Source organism: Streptomyces sp. NBC_01460, assembly GCF_036227405.1.
Lineage (GTDB): Bacteria > Actinomycetota > Actinomycetes > Streptomycetales > Streptomycetaceae > Streptomyces.
The window spans coordinates 4,914,942-4,931,089 of record NZ_CP109473.1 but is presented as its reverse complement, the minus strand read 5'-3'; the positions used below and the strand labels follow the sequence as shown (position 1 = coordinate 4,931,089).

Below are 16,148 nucleotides of genomic sequence, written 5' to 3'. Positions count from 1 at the left end.
CAGGCATGACCGACGTACTGATCGTGGGCGCGGGCCCGACCGGACTGACTCTGGCGTGCGATCTCGCCAGGCGCGGCCTCACCATCCGGATCGTGGACAAGTCGCCCGGCCACCCGCGCAGTTCGCGGGCCAAGGGGCCCAACGCCCGCTCCCTGGAGGTGCTGGAGGACCTGGGCGTCGTCGAGGCGGTGCTGGCGGCGGGCTCGGCGCCGCTCCCGATGCGCAAGTACCGCGACGGCGTCCCCGTCGCCGACACCGACCCGTACGCCGGCTCCGCGCCGACGCCGGACGCGCCCTACGACCGGGGCCGGCTGATCGCGCAGTGGCGGCTGGAGGAGATCCTGCGCGACCGCCTCGCCGGGTACGGCGTGGCCGTGGAGACGGGCACCGAGGTCGTGGGCCTCACCGACGACGGCACCTCCGTGACCGTCGCCCTCGCCGACGGCTCCAGCACCTCGGCCCGTTACGTGGCGGGCTGCGACGGGGCACACAGCCGCGTACGGAAACTGCTCGGCGTCCCCTTCGAGGGGGAGACGGCCGAGGACCAGGTGATGGTCTGCGGCGACGTCGAGATCGATCCGGGTGTGCTGGACCGGGGCATCTGGCACCAGTGGTTCGACGAGGACGGCGCGGTCATGCTCTGCCCCGTTCCCGGGACCCGGGCGGCCTGGTGGTTCCAGTCGGGCCCCGAGCGGGACGCCGACGGCCGGCCCCTCGCCCCCTCGGCCGACGGCTTCCGGCGGCTCTTCGCCCGGCACACCCGGCTTCCGGCCGCCCACCTCACCGAGGCCACCCTGCTCTCGACGTACCGCGTCAACGTGCGCATGGCGGACCGCTACCGGGTCGGCAGGGTTTTCCTGGCCGGGGACGCCGCCCATGTGCACGCGATCGCGGGCGGGCTGGGCATGAACACCGGCATCCAGGACGCGTTCAACCTCGGCTGGAAGCTCGCCCAGGTGCTGCGGGGACGGTCGGGCACGGAGCTGCTGGACACCTACGAGGAGGAGCGGCTCCCGGTCGCCGCCTGGACGCTGGACCTCACGTCGGAGCGACTGCGGGCCACGCTGGAGGCGATCAGGAAGCCGGGCGGCGGGCTCGACAGCGCGATCACACCCTCGACGAGCGGGCTCGACCGCGGCTACCGGTGGAGCTCGCTCGCCCACCCCGGCGGCGACGGCGACGCCCTGCGGTCCGGCGACCGCGCCCCGGACGCGCCCTGCGCCGTGGCGGCGACCGGCGCGCCCACCCGCCTCTTCCGCTCCTTCGCCGGGCCGCACCTCACCGTCCTGGGCTTCGGCGCCGGCACCGAGGGGGTGCTGCGGGCCGCGGCCTCGGCCCACGGTGACGCGGTGCGCGCCGTGCGGGTGTACGGCGCCGACGCCCCGGAACCCGGGACGGAGGCGGCCGGTCCGGACGCCCTGCACGACCGGGAGGGGCTCGCCCGCACGGCGTACGGCGTCGGCCGGGACACCGTCGTCGTGATCCGGCCGGACAACCACGTGGGGCTGATCTCGGACACGGACGGCTTCGACGCGGTGCACCGGTATCTGGAGGCGCTGGACGGCGTGCGGAAGCCCGATCCGATGAGTGTGGCAGGCATGGTGGACGGCACCCGCAAAGGCTGATTGAGTGCCCGGATGGCGACGATCCTGAAGGACATGAGGCACGTTCAGTGGCATGAGCTGCGCCATGCCCAGGGCTCCGCCTCCCAGGTCCCCGGGATGCTGTCGCGCATCGCCTGGGGCGACAGCGAGTCGGCCGAGGACGCGCTGAGCGACCTGGGGCGGTGGATCGGCGCCATGGCCGTCTTCGACGCGACGGTCGCCGCGGTGCCGTTCCTCTGGGAGCTGGCCGCCATGGAGACCGTGAAGGACCGCGCCGGGGTGCTCGGGCTGCTGGGGACGATCCTCGCCCACGGCCACGCGCACCACCCCGAGTGGACCAGGGACGCGCACCTGGCGGTGCTGGCCGGCCGCCCGACGGCCGAGCTGCTGGCCGCCGACGGCGACCCGGCGGTGAGCGCGGCGGCCGGGGAGCTGCTGGCGGCCCTCGGCGTGCACGTCTGCGGGACCTGCCCGCGGCGCTGAGGTCCGCGGGTCAGCCGAGCGCGGCCTCGACCCGGTCCATCACGCCCTTCCAGTGGGCGCGCCGCTCCTCGCGTTCCTCCGCGCTCGTCAGGTGCTCCTGGTGGAAGCGGAGGACGGACCTGCCGTCCCGGACGCCGGGCGCCACGGCGACCTGCACGGTCGTCGGCCCGTGGGTGAGGCGGACGCGGTCTCCGGGGCGGTAGCTGCGGATCTCGCCCTCGACCCCCTCGGCCGTGCGGTAGGCGGCGCCCTTCTCGGTGGGCAGCGTCACCCCGGGCCCGAGCCAGAGGGCCACCCCCTCCTCCCCCGCGACGAAGTCCCAGAGCGCGTCCGCGGGCAGGGGCAGGGTCCGGGAGACACCGATCTCCCATCCCGCGTCCTGTGTGAGTCCGGTCGGCATCGCGGCTCTCCCTTCACTCCCCGGCGTCGCCGGGTGCGGTGTGGCGGGCGCGGTGCGCCCGCACCTTGTTGAGGTTCCCGCACCGGCCCATCGCGCACCAGCGCCGCCTGCCGGGCCGGGAGGTGTCGACGAAGTGCAGGGCGCAGTCATGGGCCTCGCACACACGGATCCGGTGGGCGTACGGGCCGGTGAACAGGTCCACGGCGTCACGGGCGACCGTCGACAGCAGCGCCGTGCCGCTCGCCTCCGGCGCCCACCTCCGCTCGCCGCCGGGCGTCATGGCGGCCACCAGCGGCGAACGGGCCGCCACGGTGTTCACCAGGTCCGTGTCGGCCGGGGCGAGGCCGTCACCCCGGGCCCGGGACATGGTCATCCGCCAGAGCGCGCCCCGTAGTTCACGGGCGCGGTCGAGCTCGGCCGCGTCGACGGCGAGCCGCAGTCCGTCCGGCAGCCGGCTCTCCTGCGCCCAGCGCACCAGGTCGGCGGGTTCGCCCAGGGTCTCGTAGTGCCAGGGCAGGCCGCCCGGATCGCTGGTGAGCAGCAACTCCAGGCAGAGGGCGCCCGGATCGAAGCGGAAGACGCGGCCTCGGGGTGTACGAAGAATCAGCCCCGGTTCCGGCGTGCCCGTTGCCGCACCATTCATGTAACCAGTATAAACGGTTTCCATGACACTGCACTGGAAGCTCGTCATCGATGCCACCGACCCGCACACCCAGGCCGACTTCTGGGCCGAGGCCCTCGGCTACCTCGTGGAGGACAACAGCGTCCTGATCGACGAGCTGCTGCAGGCCGGTGTCGTGACCGAGGCCGACACGGTCGAGCCGCACGGCCGCCACGCCTGGCGCGACCTCGCCGCGGCACGGCATCCCGACGACCCGTACGACGAGAAGAGCGGCGCGGGGCTCGGCCGCCGGCTGCTCTTCCAGCGCGTACCGGAGGCCAAGACGGTCAAGAACCGCCTCCACATCGACGTCCACGCGGCCCCCGGCCGGCGCGAGGCCGAGACGGAACGACTGGTGGGGCTGGGCGCGAGCGTGCTGCGGCTCGTCGAGGAGCCCGGGGGGACGTGGCAGGTGCTCCTGGACCCGGAGGGCAACGAATTCTGCGTCCAGTGACGGGACCGACCGTCCCCGCAGGTCGGAGGCGTACGGCGGGAAAGCGGTCTCTCTAGGCTGACCCCATGGTCACGCCACCCGCCGCACACACCCTCGTCGCCACGGATCTGGACGGCACGCTGCTGCGTTCCGACGACACCGTGAGCCCCCGCTCCCGCGCCGCCCTCGCCCGCGCCACGTCGGCCGGCGCGCGGCATCTGATCGTCACGGGCCGCCCGGTGCCCGGGATACGCGCCCTGCTCGCGGACCTCGGCTACGACGGCCTCGTGGTCTGCGGCCAAGGCGCCCAGCTGTACGACGCGGGCTCGGGCCGCCTGCTGCGCTCGGTGACGCTGGACCGGGAACTGGCCGACACCGCGCTCGGCAAGATCGAGGCCGAGGTGGGGCCGGTGTCCGCCGCGGTGGACCAGGACGGCACCGACGGCCGGACCCTGACCGAGCCGGGTTACCTCATGCCGCACCCCTCACTCCCCGCACAGCGGGCCGGGCTCCGCTCGGAGCTGTGGGCCGCCCCGGTCATCAAGGTCCTGATACGCCACCCGGAGCTGACGGACGACGAACTGGCCGCGTCCGCCCGCGGCGCGGTCGGCGATCTGGCGTCCGTGACGATGGCGGGCCCGGGAACGGTGGAGCTGGCGCCGTACGGCGTGGACAAGGGCACCGGCATCTCCCTGGCCGCGGGGATGCTGGACCTCGACCCGGCCGGGGCGGTGGCCTTCGGCGACATGCCCAACGACCTGCCGATGTTCCGGCTCTGCGGCCACGGCGTGGCGATGGGCAACGCCCACCCCGCGCTCCGGGCCGAGGCGGACGAGATCACCGGGTCCAACGAGGAGGACGGGGTGGCCTCGGTGCTGGAGCGCCTGTTCGGCTGAAAACCACTCCCGCCGACCCGTCGTGCGCCGATATGCTGCGCACGCATGTAATCGCCGCACGCGGGCAAATGGAGTGATCATGGCAGCACGCTCTTTCCTCTTCGTACTCGGCAGCAGCCGGCCCGACGGCAACACCGAGACGCTCACGCGGATCGCCGCCGAACAGCTCCCCACGGACACCGGGCAGCATTGGCTGAGCCTGCGGGAGCTCCCGCTGCCCGAGTTCGAGGACGTGCGCCACCCCGAACGCCGTCACGCCCCTCCCGGCGGCAACGCCGGGACCCTGCTCCGGGCCACGCTGGACGCCACCGACGTGGTGATCGCGTCGCCGCTCTACTGGTACTCGGTCTCCTCGTCCACCAAGCGGTACCTGGACCACTGGTCGCACTGGCTGAGGACGCCCGGGGCCGACTTCAGGCGGAGGATGGCGGGCAAGACCCTCTGGGGGGTCACGGCCCTCGCGGACAGCGACCCCGCGGTCGCCGAGCCGCTGGCGGGCACCCTGCGGATCTCGGCGGAGTACCTGGGGATGCGGTGGGGCGGGGTGCTGCTGGGCACCGGCAGCAAGCCCGGCGACGTGCTGTCGGACACCGCCGCCACCACCCGGGCGAAGACCTTCTTCAGCTGAGGCACCCCGGCCCCCGGACACCTCCGGAGCCCAGGGACCGCAGGACGTGGGAGACGAGGGCGGCGATCGTCGCCTCGTCCTGGGCCGGCTTCCGCAGCACGTGGCGGTAGTAGACGGGGCCGTAGAGCATCTCGACCGCGAGGGGGAGGTCCGCGCCGGCCGGGATCTGCCCCTGCTCCTGGGCGCGGCGCAGTCGTCCCACGGCGGCGTCGACCCGGGGGCCGACGAGCTGCTCGCGGACGGCTCGCGCCAGGTCCTCGTCGTGGTGGAGCTCCGACAGGATCCCGGCGTAGGCCGGCCCGTAGGGCGGAGTGGAGATCAGCCTCACCAGACTGGTGAGGTGGGTCCGCAGGTCCGCCTCGATGTCCCCGGTGTCGATGAACGGTGTGGCGCCGACGAGCATGCCGGCGAACGCCTCCAGCACCACCGCGCCCTTCGACGGCCACCAGCGGTAGATCGTCTTCTTGCTCACCCCGGCGCGTGCCGCGATGGCCTCGACGGTGACCCGCCCGTACCCCTTCTCCGTACACAGCTCCAGAGCGGCGTCCAGCGTCGCCCGCCGCGACCTCTCGCTGCGGCGCAGGGAACTCGGCGATGTGATCATTCGGTGAGCATAGGGGGATTCCGCCCACCGCTTATTGACAGGCCGTCGCCAAAAGTCGAACAATGACCAGGCTGGAAACGGAACGTACCGTGTCGTGACGTTCCGTGCAGCAGACCGTTCGTGCCGTTCGTGCCGCGACGAGCCGATCGGGGGACGGCTCGACCGGCCGACGGCGCGGGCGGATCCCCTGCGGGCCCCTCAGACGCTGATGTCCTTCGCCGAGAACCGCGCCCAGGCCGCCGAGCCGAACACCGCCGCGTACAGCCCCTGCAGACCCAGGTTCCTGACGATCTCGTCCCAGTAGACCGGCTCGCGCAGCAGGTCCGTGAAGGACAGCCAGTAGTGCGGGAAGAGATACGGGTGGATCCCGTCCAGCTGCGGCATCGTGTCCAGGATCTGCACGGTGATGAGCACTCCCACCGTGGCCGCCATCGCCGCGATCCCGCTGTTGGTGAGGGTCGAGACGAAGAGGCCCAGGGCCGCGAACCCGATGAGGGACGCCGCCACCACGACCGCGATCAGTCCGGCCCGCAGGAGCCCTTCGCCGAAGCCGATCCGGGTCCCCGAGATCGTCGTGACCTCGCCGACGGGGAAGAGCAGCGCACCGGTCGCGAGCGCCGATGCCGCGACGACCAGGGTGGCGGCCAGGCAGAAGACCAGCACGGAGGCGTACTTCGCGAGCAGCAGACGGGTGCGGCCCGCCGGGGCGACCAGCAGGTAGCGCAGTGTGCCGCCGCTCGCCTCGCCCGCCACGGAGTCCCCCGCCACGACGCCGACGGCCATCGGGAGGAAGACGGGCAGCGTCGCGGAGAGCGCCGCGAAGACCAGGAAGAGACCGTTGTTGGTGACCTGGGCGAGGAAGGCCGGCCCGCCGCCTCCGCCACCCGGCCCGCCCCCCGGTCCGTCGCCCGTCTCGATCCGGACGGCGACCCCGATGAGGACGGGCACGGCGGCCAGCACCCCGAGCAGGGCCAGGGTGCGCCACCGCCGGAGCATGGTGGCCAGCTCGGAGCGGAGGATCCCGAAGGTCCACAGCGCCCGGCGCGGGGCACGGGGCACGGCGACGGCCATGAGGTCAGCCTGCGACATCGAATCCCTCTCCGGTGAGTGCGACGAAGGCGTCCTCCAGCGAGGCCCGCTCGACGCCGAAGGCGCGTACGCGGACCCCGGCGCCCACGAGGGCGGCGTTGATGTCCGCGAGTTCCACGTCGCCCGGGGGCGCGTCCGCGCTCACCCGGTCCCCGTCGCTCACCAGGCCCGTCGCCCCGTGCGCCGCGAGGATCCGGGCCGCGTCACCGGGGTCGGGGGTGGTGACGGCGAGCCGTCCCCGGGCGCCCGCGGCGAGCTCGGCGACCGGTCCCTGGACGAGGAGCCGGCCGCGGGCCATCACCGCCGCGTGGGTGCAGACCTGTTCGATCTCGTCGAGCAGATGGGAGGAGAGGAAGACCGTGGTGCCCTCGGCCGCCAGCTCCCGGACCAGGGAACGGATCTCGCGCATGCCCTGCGGGTCGAGGCCGTTGGTCGGTTCGTCCAGGACGAGCAGTCCGCGCGGCTGGAGCAGGGCGGCGGCGAGCCCGAGGCGCTGCTTCATGCCGAGCGAGTACGCCTTGGCCTTCCTGCCGGCCGCGGCGGCGAGACCGACCCGCTCCAGGGCGCTCTCCACCCGCGCGCGCCGGGTGCGCGGATCGGCAGCCGGGTCGGCCGAGTCGAACCGTACGAGATTGCCCCGGCCTGTCAGGAACCCGTACAGCGCGGGCCCTTCGATGAGCGCGCCGACCTGCGGGAGCACCGTGCGCGCGGCGGCCGGCATGGGGCGGCCCAGGACGTGGGCGGTCCCGGAGGTCGGGGTGATGAGCCCCATGAGCATCCGGATGGTGGTGGTCTTCCCCGAGCCGTTGGGCCCCAGGAAGCCGAAGACGCTGCCGGCGGGGACCGCGAGGTCGAGCCCGTCGACGGCCGGCGGTCCGCCCCGGTAGCGCTTGGTGAGCCCGTGCGTCTCGATCACGGTGCCGGTCCCCGGCCACGTGCCCGGGCCCGCCGTCGCGGCAGCTGTCTCGGTCATACGCACTCCCGGTCCCGTCCCGCCGTGTCCGTCCGCCCCGCCGTGCGGACCGCCCCGTCGCACGAGCCGGCCCCCTGCGCGGACCGCCCTGTCGCACGAGCCGCCCCGCCGTACGGAGCGTACGACGGGGCGGGGCGTACTGTGCGTCCTACTTGGCGGTGTCGGCCGCCTTCACCAGCGCGTCCTTGGTGACCGCGCCGACGTAGACCTTGCCGTCGTCCGTCAGCAGGGCGTTGACCAGGCGCGTCTTGAAGACCGTGCCCGAGCCGAAGTCCCCGGTGACCTTGTCGCCGAGGGCGTCGAGGAACTGCTGCGCCTGTGCCGGTACGTCGCCGGAGCCCTGCGCGGGCAGGCCCGCCCCGCCCGGGACCTCGATCTCCGCGACGGCGTTCCAGCCCTCGCCGATGACGTTCAGGCCCTGGAAGCCCTCCAGCGCGCCCAGGTCCTTCCGTGCCTTCTCCGCGGCGCCCTTCTCCTCGGCCCCGGCCTTCAGCTCGTCGGCCTCGGTCACCTTCGCGCCCTTGGGCGGGGTGAAGGAGAAGGAGGAGGCGGCGGGCTTCGCGAAGTCGACCTGGGTGAAGCCCGCGTCGACCACGGCCTTGCCGCCGCCGCTGGGGGCCAGCGTGAACTTCAGGGGTACGCCGGTCGAGGCGTCGACGGCGACCGTGACGGAGCCGATCGTCGAGCCGGACTGCTTGGGCTTGATCAGGAGCTTGTAGGCGTCGCGCCCCGCGACCTGCGCGGTGCCGTCGACGGTGACGGACGTGGTGTCGTCGGCGGCGGCGAGCGCCTCCTCGGCGAGCTCCTCGGGCGTGGCCGGCACACCCTTCGGCGCCTTGTGCTCCTCGGCCTTGCCGCCCGCGCGCTCGCCGGAGTCCGCGTGGTAGACCTCGTTGCTCTCGCTGTCGTAGCCCCAGACGTCGTCCCCGTGGTGGACGAGGCTGTACTCGGAGCCCTCGCCGAGGATGGAGAGGCGCTGCTTGTCGGGACCGTCGGCCGCGACCCGGAGCGTGTGCGTCCCGGAGGCGAGCTCCATCAACTTGGCGTCGGGGGACGCGCTCGACCCGCCGGATCCGGAGCCCGGCGCGAAGGAGCCCGCGAGCCCTCCGAGCGAGGGGATGCCGAGGTCGGTGCTGACCTTCACCGTGCCGGAGAGCTGCTCCTCGTCCGACGCGGCGATCTTCTCGATGAGTTCCTGGGCGGTGATGTCCGGCAGATCCGGGTCGCCGGAGTCCGCCAGCGCCGGGACGAGCCCGATCGTCGCCGCCGCCACTCCCGCCACCGCGAACGGGACGATGTAGCGCGCCGCCTTCCGGCGGCCCACGACAGTGCCCGTGGCCTCGCCGTTGGTCTCCGCGCTGTCGTTCGGTGCCATGTGTGCTCTACCTCCGTGGTCGGCGGCTGCCATCCCGTTGAGCGTGTCCACTCCCCGCCGCCATTCTCACCCGATGTGGTCAGGAGTGGTTGTTATCCATCTGACCAAATCGGGCGAGGACAAGCGTCAGCCCCCGGGAGCAACTGGGCGTACCTCTCCGGGATGACACGCGGGGCGTGCCGTCCGCCGAGCCCTTAGGGGTCGGGCGGGCCACGGGCGGGTCAGCCCGCGCGGTGCACCACGGCGTCGCACAGCTCTTCGAGCGCGGCCTTCGCGTAGCACTCGGGCAGCGGAGCCAGCGTCGCCCGCGCCTCCTGGGCGTAGCGGACGGTGTCGCGCCGCGCCTGTTCGAGCGCCGGGTGGGCGCGGAGCCTGCGCAGCGCCTCGGCGAGCAGGGCGTCGTCCCCGAGGTCGCCCTCCAGCAGCGCCACGAGCTCCTTGTCCTCCGGACGGCCCTCGGCCTCGGCCCGCGCGCGCAGGAGGAGGACCGGGAGGGTGGGGATGCCCTCGCGCAGGTCGGTGCCGGGTGTCTTGCCCGACTCGTGGGAGTCGGAGGCGATGTCCAGGACGTCGTCGGCGAGCTGGAAGGCGATGCCGAGGCGTTCGCCGTACTGGGTGAGGATGTCGACGACCGACTCGTCGGCCCCCGCCATCAGGGCGCCGAACCGGCCGGACACGGCGACCAGCGAGCCGGTCTTGCCGCTGAGCACGTCCATGTAGTGGTCGACGGGGTCGCGTCCGTCGCGCGGGCCGGCGGTCTCCAGGATCTGACCGGTGACCAGGCGTTCGAAGGCCTCCGCCTGGATGCGGACGGCCTCGGGGCCGAGGTCGGCCAGGATGTGCGACGCGCGGGCGAAGAGGAAGTCGCCCGTCAGGACGGCGACGGAATTGCCCCAGCGGGTGTTGGCGCTGTCCACCCCGCGGCGCACGTCCGCCTCGTCCATCACGTCGTCGTGGTACAGCGTCGCCAGGTGCGTCAGCTCGACGACGACGGCCGAGGGGACGACACCCGGGGCGTCCGGGTCGCCGAACTGGGACGCGAGCATCACCAGCAGCGGCCGGAAACGCTTGCCCCCCGCGCTGACGAGGTGCTGCGCGGCCTCCGTGATGAACGGGACCTCGCTCTTGGTGGCATCCAGCAGCCCCGCCTCGACAGCGGCCAAACCGGCCTGGACATCGGCCTCAAGTGCCTGGTCCCGCACGCTCAGTCCGAACGGCCCGACGACGGTCACGAGGGGATCTCCTGTCTGCTGACGATCACACGGAATGTCGATGTGTCGCTGTCCTCACTCAACTCAGCGTATCCGGTCCCGTTTGGATCACCGTGGGCGCCTTCCCGCCACCGCCGGTATGTTCGGGATCAGCTCATACGATCAGGAGTTATCGCTTTGTCCCACACCACGGCCGGTACCGAACCGACCCAGCCGCCCCCCGGAGACGACACCGCGTTCTTCGGCCAGCCGCGGGGTCTGATGACCCTGTCCGGACTGGAGGTCTGGGAGCGCTTCTCGTTCCTCGGGATGCAGGCCATCCTGGTCCTCTACTTCGCGGACAAGGTCTCCGACGGGGGCCTGGGCATGGACCCCGGCACCGCAGCCTCGGTCTCGGCCGCCTACGGCACGCTGGTCTACCTCGTCTCGGTCGCCGGCGGCTGGCTGGCCGACCGCATCCTCGGTTCCTACCGCGCGGTCCTGTACGGCGGCATCCTCATCGCCTGCGGCCACTACGCCATGGCGGTCCCGACCGCCACGATGACCTGGGTGGGCCTCGGGCTTATCAGCGCCGGAACGGGCCTGCTCAAGCCCAATGTGGCCTCCATGGTCGGCAAGCTCTACGGCACCGAGGACCAGCGCCGCGACGCCGGCTTCGCCCTCTACTACATGGGCATCAACATCGGCGCCTTCGCCGGCCCGCTGATCACCGGCTGGCTCGGCGAGCACGCGAGCTGGCACTGGGGCTTCTCGGCCGCCGCCTTCGGCATGACGCTCGGCCTGATCCAGTACGTCCTGGGCCGGCGTCACCTGGCCGGGCGAAAGCACAGTGCCGAGTACGCGCTGGCCCCCGGCCCGATGCGCCGGGCGGTGCTGCTGATCGTGGCGGGCACCGTCGTGGTCGCGGCCGTGGCGACGGTTCTGGCCCTGGCCGGCTGGCTCACGATGGACCGTTTCGTCGACGTGCTCACCGTGATCTCGGTGATCGCGCCGGTCGTCTACTTCGTGGTCATGTTCCGCTCCCCCCGGGTGACCGCGGAGGAGCGCGGGCGGCTGCGCCCGTACGTCGTGCTGTTCCTGGCGTCCGTGGTCTTCAACTTCATCCTCTTCCAGGCCTACTCGACGATGATCCTGCTCGCCTCGACGAACGCGCGGACGGAGATCTTCGGCTTCCACTTCCCGGCGAGCTGGTACGCGTCGGCCCTGGGCGCGTTCGAGGTGGCACTGGCCCCCGTCGTGGCCGCCGTGTGGGCCCGGATGGGCCCGCGCCAGCCGCACGCCTCGAACAAGATCGCGATCGGGGTGATCCTCGGCGGCCTGTCGTTCATCCTGATGGTCCTGCCGACCTCCGGCCACGCCGACGACACCTACAAGATGGCCGCCTGGTGGATCGTCGGCTCGTACCTGCTGCTCGGGCTCGGCGACATCCTCGTGGAGACGTCCGGCATGTCCGCCACCACGAAACTCGCGCCCAAGGCGTTCGCCAGCCAGACGATGGCCCTGTGGTTCCTGTCGCTGGCCCTCGCCAACGGCATCCAGTCACAGATCGTGAAGCTGTACGGCGAGGTGTCCAACCCTGCCTACTTCGGTGTCAATGGCGCTATCGCGGTGGCGGCCGGTGTGGCCGTCATCGCCGCCGCTCCCTGGCTCAAGCGCACCATGCACCCCGTCCACTGAGGTACCGCCATGCACATCCGCACCGATTTCCCGTACGAGACCACCCACGAGGACCTCTACATCCCGCTGGCGGACGGCACCGAGCTGTACGCCCGGATCTGGCGGCCGGTCACCGACGAACCGGTGCCCGCGCTGCTGGAGTACCTGCCCTACCGGCTCAGCGACTGGACGGCCCCGCGCGACTGGCAGCGCCACCCCTGGTACGCGGGCCACGGCTACGCCTCCGTACGCGTCGACGTCCGCGGGCACGGCAACAGCGAGGGCATGCCGGGTGACGAGTACGACGCGACGGAGCTCGCCGACGGGGTCGCCGTCGTGCACTGGCTCGCGCGGCAGGAGTGGTGCTCCGGGCGGGTCGGCATGTTCGGCATCTCCTGGGGCGGCTTCAACTCGCTCCAGATCGCGGCGCTCGCACCGGAGCCCCTGAAGGCGATCGTGACCGTCTGTTCGGCGGACGACCGCTACGACAACGACGTCCACTACATGGGCGGCTCCGTCCTCGGCGTGGACATGCACGCATGGGCCTCCACCATGCTGGCCTTCGTCTCGCGCCCCCCGGACCCGGCGGACGTGGGCGACGACTGGCGGGACATGTGGCTGCGGCGCCTGGAGAAGGTGGAGCCGTTCATCCACACCTGGCTGGCCCACCAGACCCGCGACGACTACTGGAAGCACGGCAGCGTCTGCGAGGACTACGGCGCGATCACGGCGAAGGTCATGGCGGTGGGCGGCTGGCACGACCCGTACCGCGACACCGTCCTGCGGCTCGTCGAGCACCTGGACCCCGGGCAGGTGCGCGGGCTGATCGGACCCTGGTCGCACCAGTACCCGGACCGCGGGCTCCCCCCGGGCCCCGCGATCGGCTTCCTCCAGGAGACGCTGCGCTGGTGGGACCAGCACCTCAAGGACCAGGACACAGGGGTGATGAGCGAGCCCCTGCTGCGGTCCTGGATCAGCGGCTCGCACCGCCCCGCCACGGTCTACGAGACGCTGCCCGGCCGCTGGGTCGGCGACGCGAGCTGGCCGTCCGAGAACGTCTCCCCGGTGGCGTACGCCCTGGCCGGCGGGGCGCAGGCCGTCCGCTCGCCGCAGCAGACCGGGATGGACGCCGGACGCTTCTTCCCGTTCGGCAACGACGCCGACCTGCCACCCGACCAGCGGGACGAGGACGCCAAGTCGGTGTGCTTCGAGTTCCCCGTCGAGGAGGCCCCCATCGAGATCCTGGGCCGCCCCCGGGTACGGCTCCGCATCCGGATGGACGTACCGCGCGGCCAGGCGATCGCCCGGCTCTGCGACGTGGCCCCGGACGGCGCCTCCACCCTGGTGACCCGGGGCGCCCTCAACCTGGCCACCCGCCACGGGCGCGACCGGTCCGACGACTGGCCCGTCGGGGAGACCGAGGACGTGACCTTCGAGCTCAACGGCATCGGGCACACCTTCCCGCCCGGCCACCGGATCAGGCTGGCCGTCTCCTCCTCGTACTGGCCGTGGATCTGGCCGCAGGCGGGTTCGGACGGCTTCACGCTCGAAGCGGACGGCAGCCTCGTGGAGCTGCCGGTGCGCCGGCACACCGAGGACCCGGCGATCACCTTCGGCGAGCCGGAGCAGGCGGAGCCGCTCGGCGTCGTCTTCCCGGCCACGCTCGACGAACAGCGTCCGGAACGTCTCGTGGTCCGTGACGTCGCCAAGGGCGAATGGCGGCTGGAGGTCGATCCGCGCTACGGCGGCACGCGGGTCTACCCGGACGGGCTGGAGTTCACCGAGGACGCGCTGGAGACGTACACGATCCAGCAGGACGACCCGCTGTCGGCCAGGGCCCGGTCCGACTGGACGATCCGGCTGCACCGGCCGGAGATGTCCTGGGACGTGCGGATCGAGACGCGTTCGGAGACGAGTGCGGACGCGGACGACTTCATCACGTCGAACGAGGTCGTCTGCAAGGACGGCGACGAGGTCGTCTTCCACCGGACCTGGGAGAAGCGCATCCCGCGTACGGCGGGCTGACCCGGCCCGCACGGCGGGTCGAGCAGGGTTATCACGTAACTTTCCGGGCATTACGCCTACTTGAGGCACTGCCGCCGACCGGCGACGCCGACGTACCGTGTTCCTCAAGCGACTGGAAAGGGGCAGCGACAGATGCCCGAGCAGAGCAGCCCGCTCGACCTGGCCGAGGGCGATCCCTTCGGTCCGCACAACCTTCCGTACGGCGTGTTCTCCACCCCCGGGCACCCCGAGGACCGAAGGGTCGGAGTCCGCGTCGGCGGACATGTGCTGGACGCCGGAGCGGCGGCGCACGCCCTCGGTTCGCCGTACGCCAGACTGCTGGCGCAGCCGAGCCTGATGCCGCTGCTGGCGGCGGGGCGCACCGCCTGGCGGGATGTGCGCAGGGCGCTGACGGCGTGGGTGACGGTGCCGTCGCACCGCCCGCAGCTGGAGCCGCTGCTGCACCCGCTCGACTCGGTGACCCTCCATCTGCCGTACGAGGTCGCGGACTACGTCGACTTCTACGCCAGCGAGCACCACGCCACCAACGTGGGGAGGATCTTCCGTCCCGACGGGGCGGCGCTCACCCCCAACTGGAAGCACCTGCCGATCGGTTACCACGGGCGGGCCGGCACGGTCGTCGTCTCCGGCACGGACGTGGTGCGCCCCTCCGGGCAGCGCAAGGCGCCGTCCGACCCCGCCCCCGTCTTCGGCCCCTCGGTGAAGCTGGACATCGAGGCCGAGGTCGGCTTCGTGGTGGGTGTCCCCTCCACGCAGGGCTCCCCGGTGCCGCTCTCCGACTTCCGCGAGCACGTCTTCGGGCTCTCCCTGCTCAACGACTGGTCCGCGCGGGACATCCAGGCCTGGGAGTACGTGCCGCTGGGCCCCTTCCTCGGCAAGTCCTTCGCCACGTCCGTGTCGGCCTGGGTCACCCCGCTGGAGGCCCTGGACGCGGCCCGCACGGCCCCCGCCCGTGACGTCGCGCTGCTCCCCTACCTGGAGGACGCGGACGACGAGGAGCCGGGCGGCTTCGACATCCGGATCTCGGTGGAGATCAACGGGCAGACCGTCTCCGAGCCCCCGTTCTCGACCATGTACTGGACGGCGGCGCAGCAGCTGGCCCAGATGACGGTGAACGGCGCCTCGCTGCGCACGGGCGACCTCTACGGTTCCGGCACCGTCAGCGGCGCGGAGCCCGGGCAGCGCGGCTCCCTGCTCGAACTCACGTGGAACGGGCGCGATCCGCTGGATCTCGCCGAGGGGAAGCGGACGTTCCTGGAGGACGGCGACACCGTCACCCTGACCGCCTGGGCGCCGGGACCGCACGGCACGCGGGTCGGGCTCGGTGAGGTCACCGGACGGATCACGGCCTCGGCGTGAGCGACGACGTCACGCCCACGCTCCCCGAGGAGCTGCTGCTGCTCGCCCTGGACCCCGTACACGGAAGGCCGTACTGCCGCGGCCGGTTCCTCGCGTACGGGATCGCCGGCGCCGTCCTGGCGGAGCTGGAGCTGCAGGGCCGGACGGCGCAGGAGCGCGGACGGGTGGTGGTCGTGAATCCGCTGGACCCGCCGGACGCGCTGCTCGCGGTGTTCCTGCGGAGCCTCCCGCCGCCCGGCAAGAGCCGGTTCGGTTCGGGGGTGTCCGCGAGGGGCTGGGTGCGGCAGGTGGGACGGCGGGCCGAAGGGCTGTACCTGGACGCCCTGGTGGAGCGGGGCGTCCTGCGCAGGGAGACGCGCCGCTTCCTCGGCCTGTTCCCCTACCACCGGCATCCCTCCGGCTCCGCCTCCCCGGCGGAGCAGGTGCGGCAGCGCTTCGAGGCGTCCCGCGCGGCCGGATACCCGGACCGCAGGGGCCGGCTGCTCGCGGGCCTGGCCGCGGCGGTCGAGCTGCCGTCGGTGGTGCGGCAGGGCGACCACCGCACACGCGCGGCGGCGCGGGCGCTGGCCCGAGAGGAGGGGCCGCCGCTCGCGGTGCACCGCAACGTGCGCCAGGACAAGGCATCCCAGGCCGGCGGTGGGGCCGGCGGGGGCGGCGGCGGAAGCGGCGACGGCGACTGACGCTCCGGTGCCCCGGGTGTCCGAGGGGTGGTCGCCCGGGTGGCAGATCTTGCCGGGACGGGCGGAACACC

Annotated in this window: 16 protein-coding genes; 9 read left to right on the top strand and 7 right to left on the bottom strand. The window is 72.7% G+C overall.

What is annotated here, in order from left to right:
• Nucleotides 1-5: 5 nt before the first annotated feature.
• Entirely contained in the window at nt 6-1,625 is a 1,620-nt protein-coding gene (locus OG488_RS22220; RefSeq protein ID WP_329231751.1) for an FAD-dependent monooxygenase, read from the top strand.
• Nucleotides 1,626-1,637: 12 nt separating this feature from the next.
• Entirely contained in the window at nt 1,638-2,087 is a 450-nt protein-coding gene (locus OG488_RS22215) for a hypothetical protein (RefSeq protein WP_329231749.1), read from the top strand.
• A gap of 10 nt (nt 2,088-2,097) precedes the next feature.
• Here the strand turns inward: OG488_RS22215 and OG488_RS22210 are convergent, their stop codons facing one another.
• Both OG488_RS22210 and OG488_RS22205 read right to left on the bottom strand, forming a co-directional pair.
• Nucleotides 2,098-2,487 carry an SRPBCC domain-containing protein gene (locus tag OG488_RS22210; protein ID WP_329231748.1) on the bottom strand — a complete coding sequence of 130 codons (390 nt, stop codon included), beginning with the start codon at nt 2,485-2,487 and terminating at the stop codon, nt 2,098-2,100.
• Nucleotides 2,488-2,500: 13 nt separating this feature from the next.
• A complete protein-coding gene (locus OG488_RS22205) occupies nt 2,501-3,130 on the bottom strand; it encodes a CGNR zinc finger domain-containing protein (RefSeq protein ID WP_329231746.1) in 630 nt (209 codons plus the stop codon).
• A 22-nt stretch (nt 3,131-3,152) separates the two neighbouring features.
• On the opposite strand from OG488_RS22205, the gene OG488_RS22200 reads away from it, so the two are divergent.
• The 3 genes from OG488_RS22200 to OG488_RS22190 all read left to right on the top strand — a co-directional run bounded on the left by OG488_RS22200 (nt 3,153) and on the right by OG488_RS22190 (nt 5,105).
• Nucleotides 3,153-3,602, top strand: coding sequence for a VOC family protein (locus tag OG488_RS22200; protein WP_329231744.1), 450 nt, complete (start codon nt 3,153-3,155; stop codon nt 3,600-3,602).
• 65 nt (nt 3,603-3,667) lie between these two features.
• Entirely contained in the window at nt 3,668-4,477 is an 810-nt protein-coding gene (locus OG488_RS22195; RefSeq protein WP_329231742.1) for an HAD family hydrolase, read from the top strand.
• Nucleotides 4,478-4,556: 79 nt separating this feature from the next.
• A complete protein-coding gene (locus OG488_RS22190; RefSeq protein WP_329231740.1) occupies nt 4,557-5,105 on the top strand; it encodes a flavodoxin family protein in 549 nt (182 codons plus the stop codon).
• Here the strand turns inward: OG488_RS22190 and OG488_RS22185 are convergent.
• The 5 genes from OG488_RS22185 to OG488_RS22165 all read right to left on the bottom strand — a co-directional run bounded on the left by OG488_RS22185 (nt 5,098) and on the right by OG488_RS22165 (nt 10,378).
• Nucleotides 5,098-5,709 carry a TetR/AcrR family transcriptional regulator gene (locus tag OG488_RS22185; RefSeq protein ID WP_329231738.1) on the bottom strand — a complete coding sequence of 204 codons (612 nt, stop codon included), beginning with the start codon at nt 5,707-5,709 and terminating at the stop codon, nt 5,098-5,100. The genes OG488_RS22190 and OG488_RS22185 overlap by 8 nt on opposite strands.
• A gap of 198 nt (nt 5,710-5,907) precedes the next feature.
• Complete coding sequence (locus OG488_RS22180; RefSeq protein WP_329231736.1) at nt 5,908-6,798, bottom strand: ABC transporter permease; 891 nt, start codon at nt 6,796-6,798, stop codon at nt 5,908-5,910.
• Entirely contained in the window at nt 6,785-7,771 is a 987-nt protein-coding gene (locus OG488_RS22175) for an ABC transporter ATP-binding protein (RefSeq protein ID WP_329231735.1), read from the bottom strand. Before OG488_RS22175 ends, OG488_RS22180 begins: the two co-directional genes overlap by 14 nt.
• A gap of 148 nt (nt 7,772-7,919) precedes the next feature.
• The gene (locus tag OG488_RS22170) at nt 7,920-9,146 is read right to left on the bottom strand and encodes a LolA family protein (protein ID WP_329231734.1); all 1,227 of its coding nucleotides are present in this window, start codon (nt 9,144-9,146) and stop codon (nt 7,920-7,922) included.
• Between the two features lie 221 nt (nt 9,147-9,367).
• Nucleotides 9,368-10,378, bottom strand: coding sequence for a polyprenyl synthetase family protein (locus OG488_RS22165; RefSeq protein ID WP_329231733.1), 1,011 nt, complete (start codon nt 10,376-10,378; stop codon nt 9,368-9,370).
• A gap of 156 nt (nt 10,379-10,534) precedes the next feature.
• On the opposite strand from OG488_RS22165, the gene OG488_RS22160 reads away from it, so the two are divergent.
• The 4 genes from OG488_RS22160 to OG488_RS22145 all read left to right on the top strand — a co-directional run bounded on the left by OG488_RS22160 (nt 10,535) and on the right by OG488_RS22145 (nt 16,077).
• Entirely contained in the window at nt 10,535-12,034 is a 1,500-nt protein-coding gene (locus OG488_RS22160; protein WP_329231731.1) for a peptide MFS transporter, read from the top strand.
• A 9-nt stretch (nt 12,035-12,043) separates the two neighbouring features.
• The gene (locus OG488_RS22155) at nt 12,044-14,038 is read left to right on the top strand and encodes a CocE/NonD family hydrolase (RefSeq protein WP_329231729.1); all 1,995 of its coding nucleotides are present in this window, start codon (nt 12,044-12,046) and stop codon (nt 14,036-14,038) included.
• Nucleotides 14,039-14,170: 132 nt separating this feature from the next.
• Nucleotides 14,171-15,397: a fumarylacetoacetase gene (gene fahA, locus OG488_RS22150; protein WP_329231728.1), complete on the top strand. Its 1,227-nt coding sequence runs from the start codon at nt 14,171-14,173 to the stop codon at nt 15,395-15,397.
• A complete protein-coding gene (locus OG488_RS22145; protein ID WP_329231727.1) occupies nt 15,394-16,077 on the top strand; it encodes a GOLPH3/VPS74 family protein in 684 nt (227 codons plus the stop codon). Before fahA ends, OG488_RS22145 begins: the two co-directional genes overlap by 4 nt.
• Nucleotides 16,078-16,148: the final 71 nt, after the last annotated feature.

Excerpts from the sequence above, each read along its gene's own strand:
- OG488_RS22175 (WP_329231735.1), bottom strand. The coding sequence starts at position 7,771 with ATGACCGAGACAGCTGCCGCGACGGCGGGCCCGGGCACGTGGCCGGGG.
- fahA (WP_329231728.1), top strand. The coding sequence starts at position 14,171 with ATGCCCGAGCAGAGCAGCCCGCTCGACCTGGCCGAGGGCGATCCCTTC.
- OG488_RS22200 (WP_329231744.1), top strand. The coding sequence starts at position 3,153 with ATGACACTGCACTGGAAGCTCGTCATCGATGCCACCGACCCGCACACC.
- OG488_RS22180 (WP_329231736.1), bottom strand. The coding sequence starts at position 6,798 with ATGTCGCAGGCTGACCTCATGGCCGTCGCCGTGCCCCGTGCCCCGCGC.
- OG488_RS22220 (WP_329231751.1), top strand. The coding sequence starts at position 6 with ATGACCGACGTACTGATCGTGGGCGCGGGCCCGACCGGACTGACTCTG.
- OG488_RS22190 (WP_329231740.1), top strand. The coding sequence starts at position 4,557 with ATGGCAGCACGCTCTTTCCTCTTCGTACTCGGCAGCAGCCGGCCCGAC.
- OG488_RS22205 (WP_329231746.1), bottom strand. The coding sequence starts at position 3,130 with ATGAATGGTGCGGCAACGGGCACGCCGGAACCGGGGCTGATTCTTCGT.
- OG488_RS22185 (WP_329231738.1), bottom strand. The coding sequence starts at position 5,709 with ATGATCACATCGCCGAGTTCCCTGCGCCGCAGCGAGAGGTCGCGGCGG.
- OG488_RS22170 (WP_329231734.1), bottom strand. The coding sequence starts at position 9,146 with ATGGCACCGAACGACAGCGCGGAGACCAACGGCGAGGCCACGGGCACT.
- OG488_RS22215 (WP_329231749.1), top strand. The coding sequence starts at position 1,638 with ATGGCGACGATCCTGAAGGACATGAGGCACGTTCAGTGGCATGAGCTG.
- OG488_RS22155 (WP_329231729.1), top strand. The coding sequence starts at position 12,044 with ATGCACATCCGCACCGATTTCCCGTACGAGACCACCCACGAGGACCTC.
- OG488_RS22195 (WP_329231742.1), top strand. The coding sequence starts at position 3,668 with ATGGTCACGCCACCCGCCGCACACACCCTCGTCGCCACGGATCTGGAC.
- OG488_RS22210 (WP_329231748.1), bottom strand. The coding sequence starts at position 2,487 with ATGCCGACCGGACTCACACAGGACGCGGGATGGGAGATCGGTGTCTCC.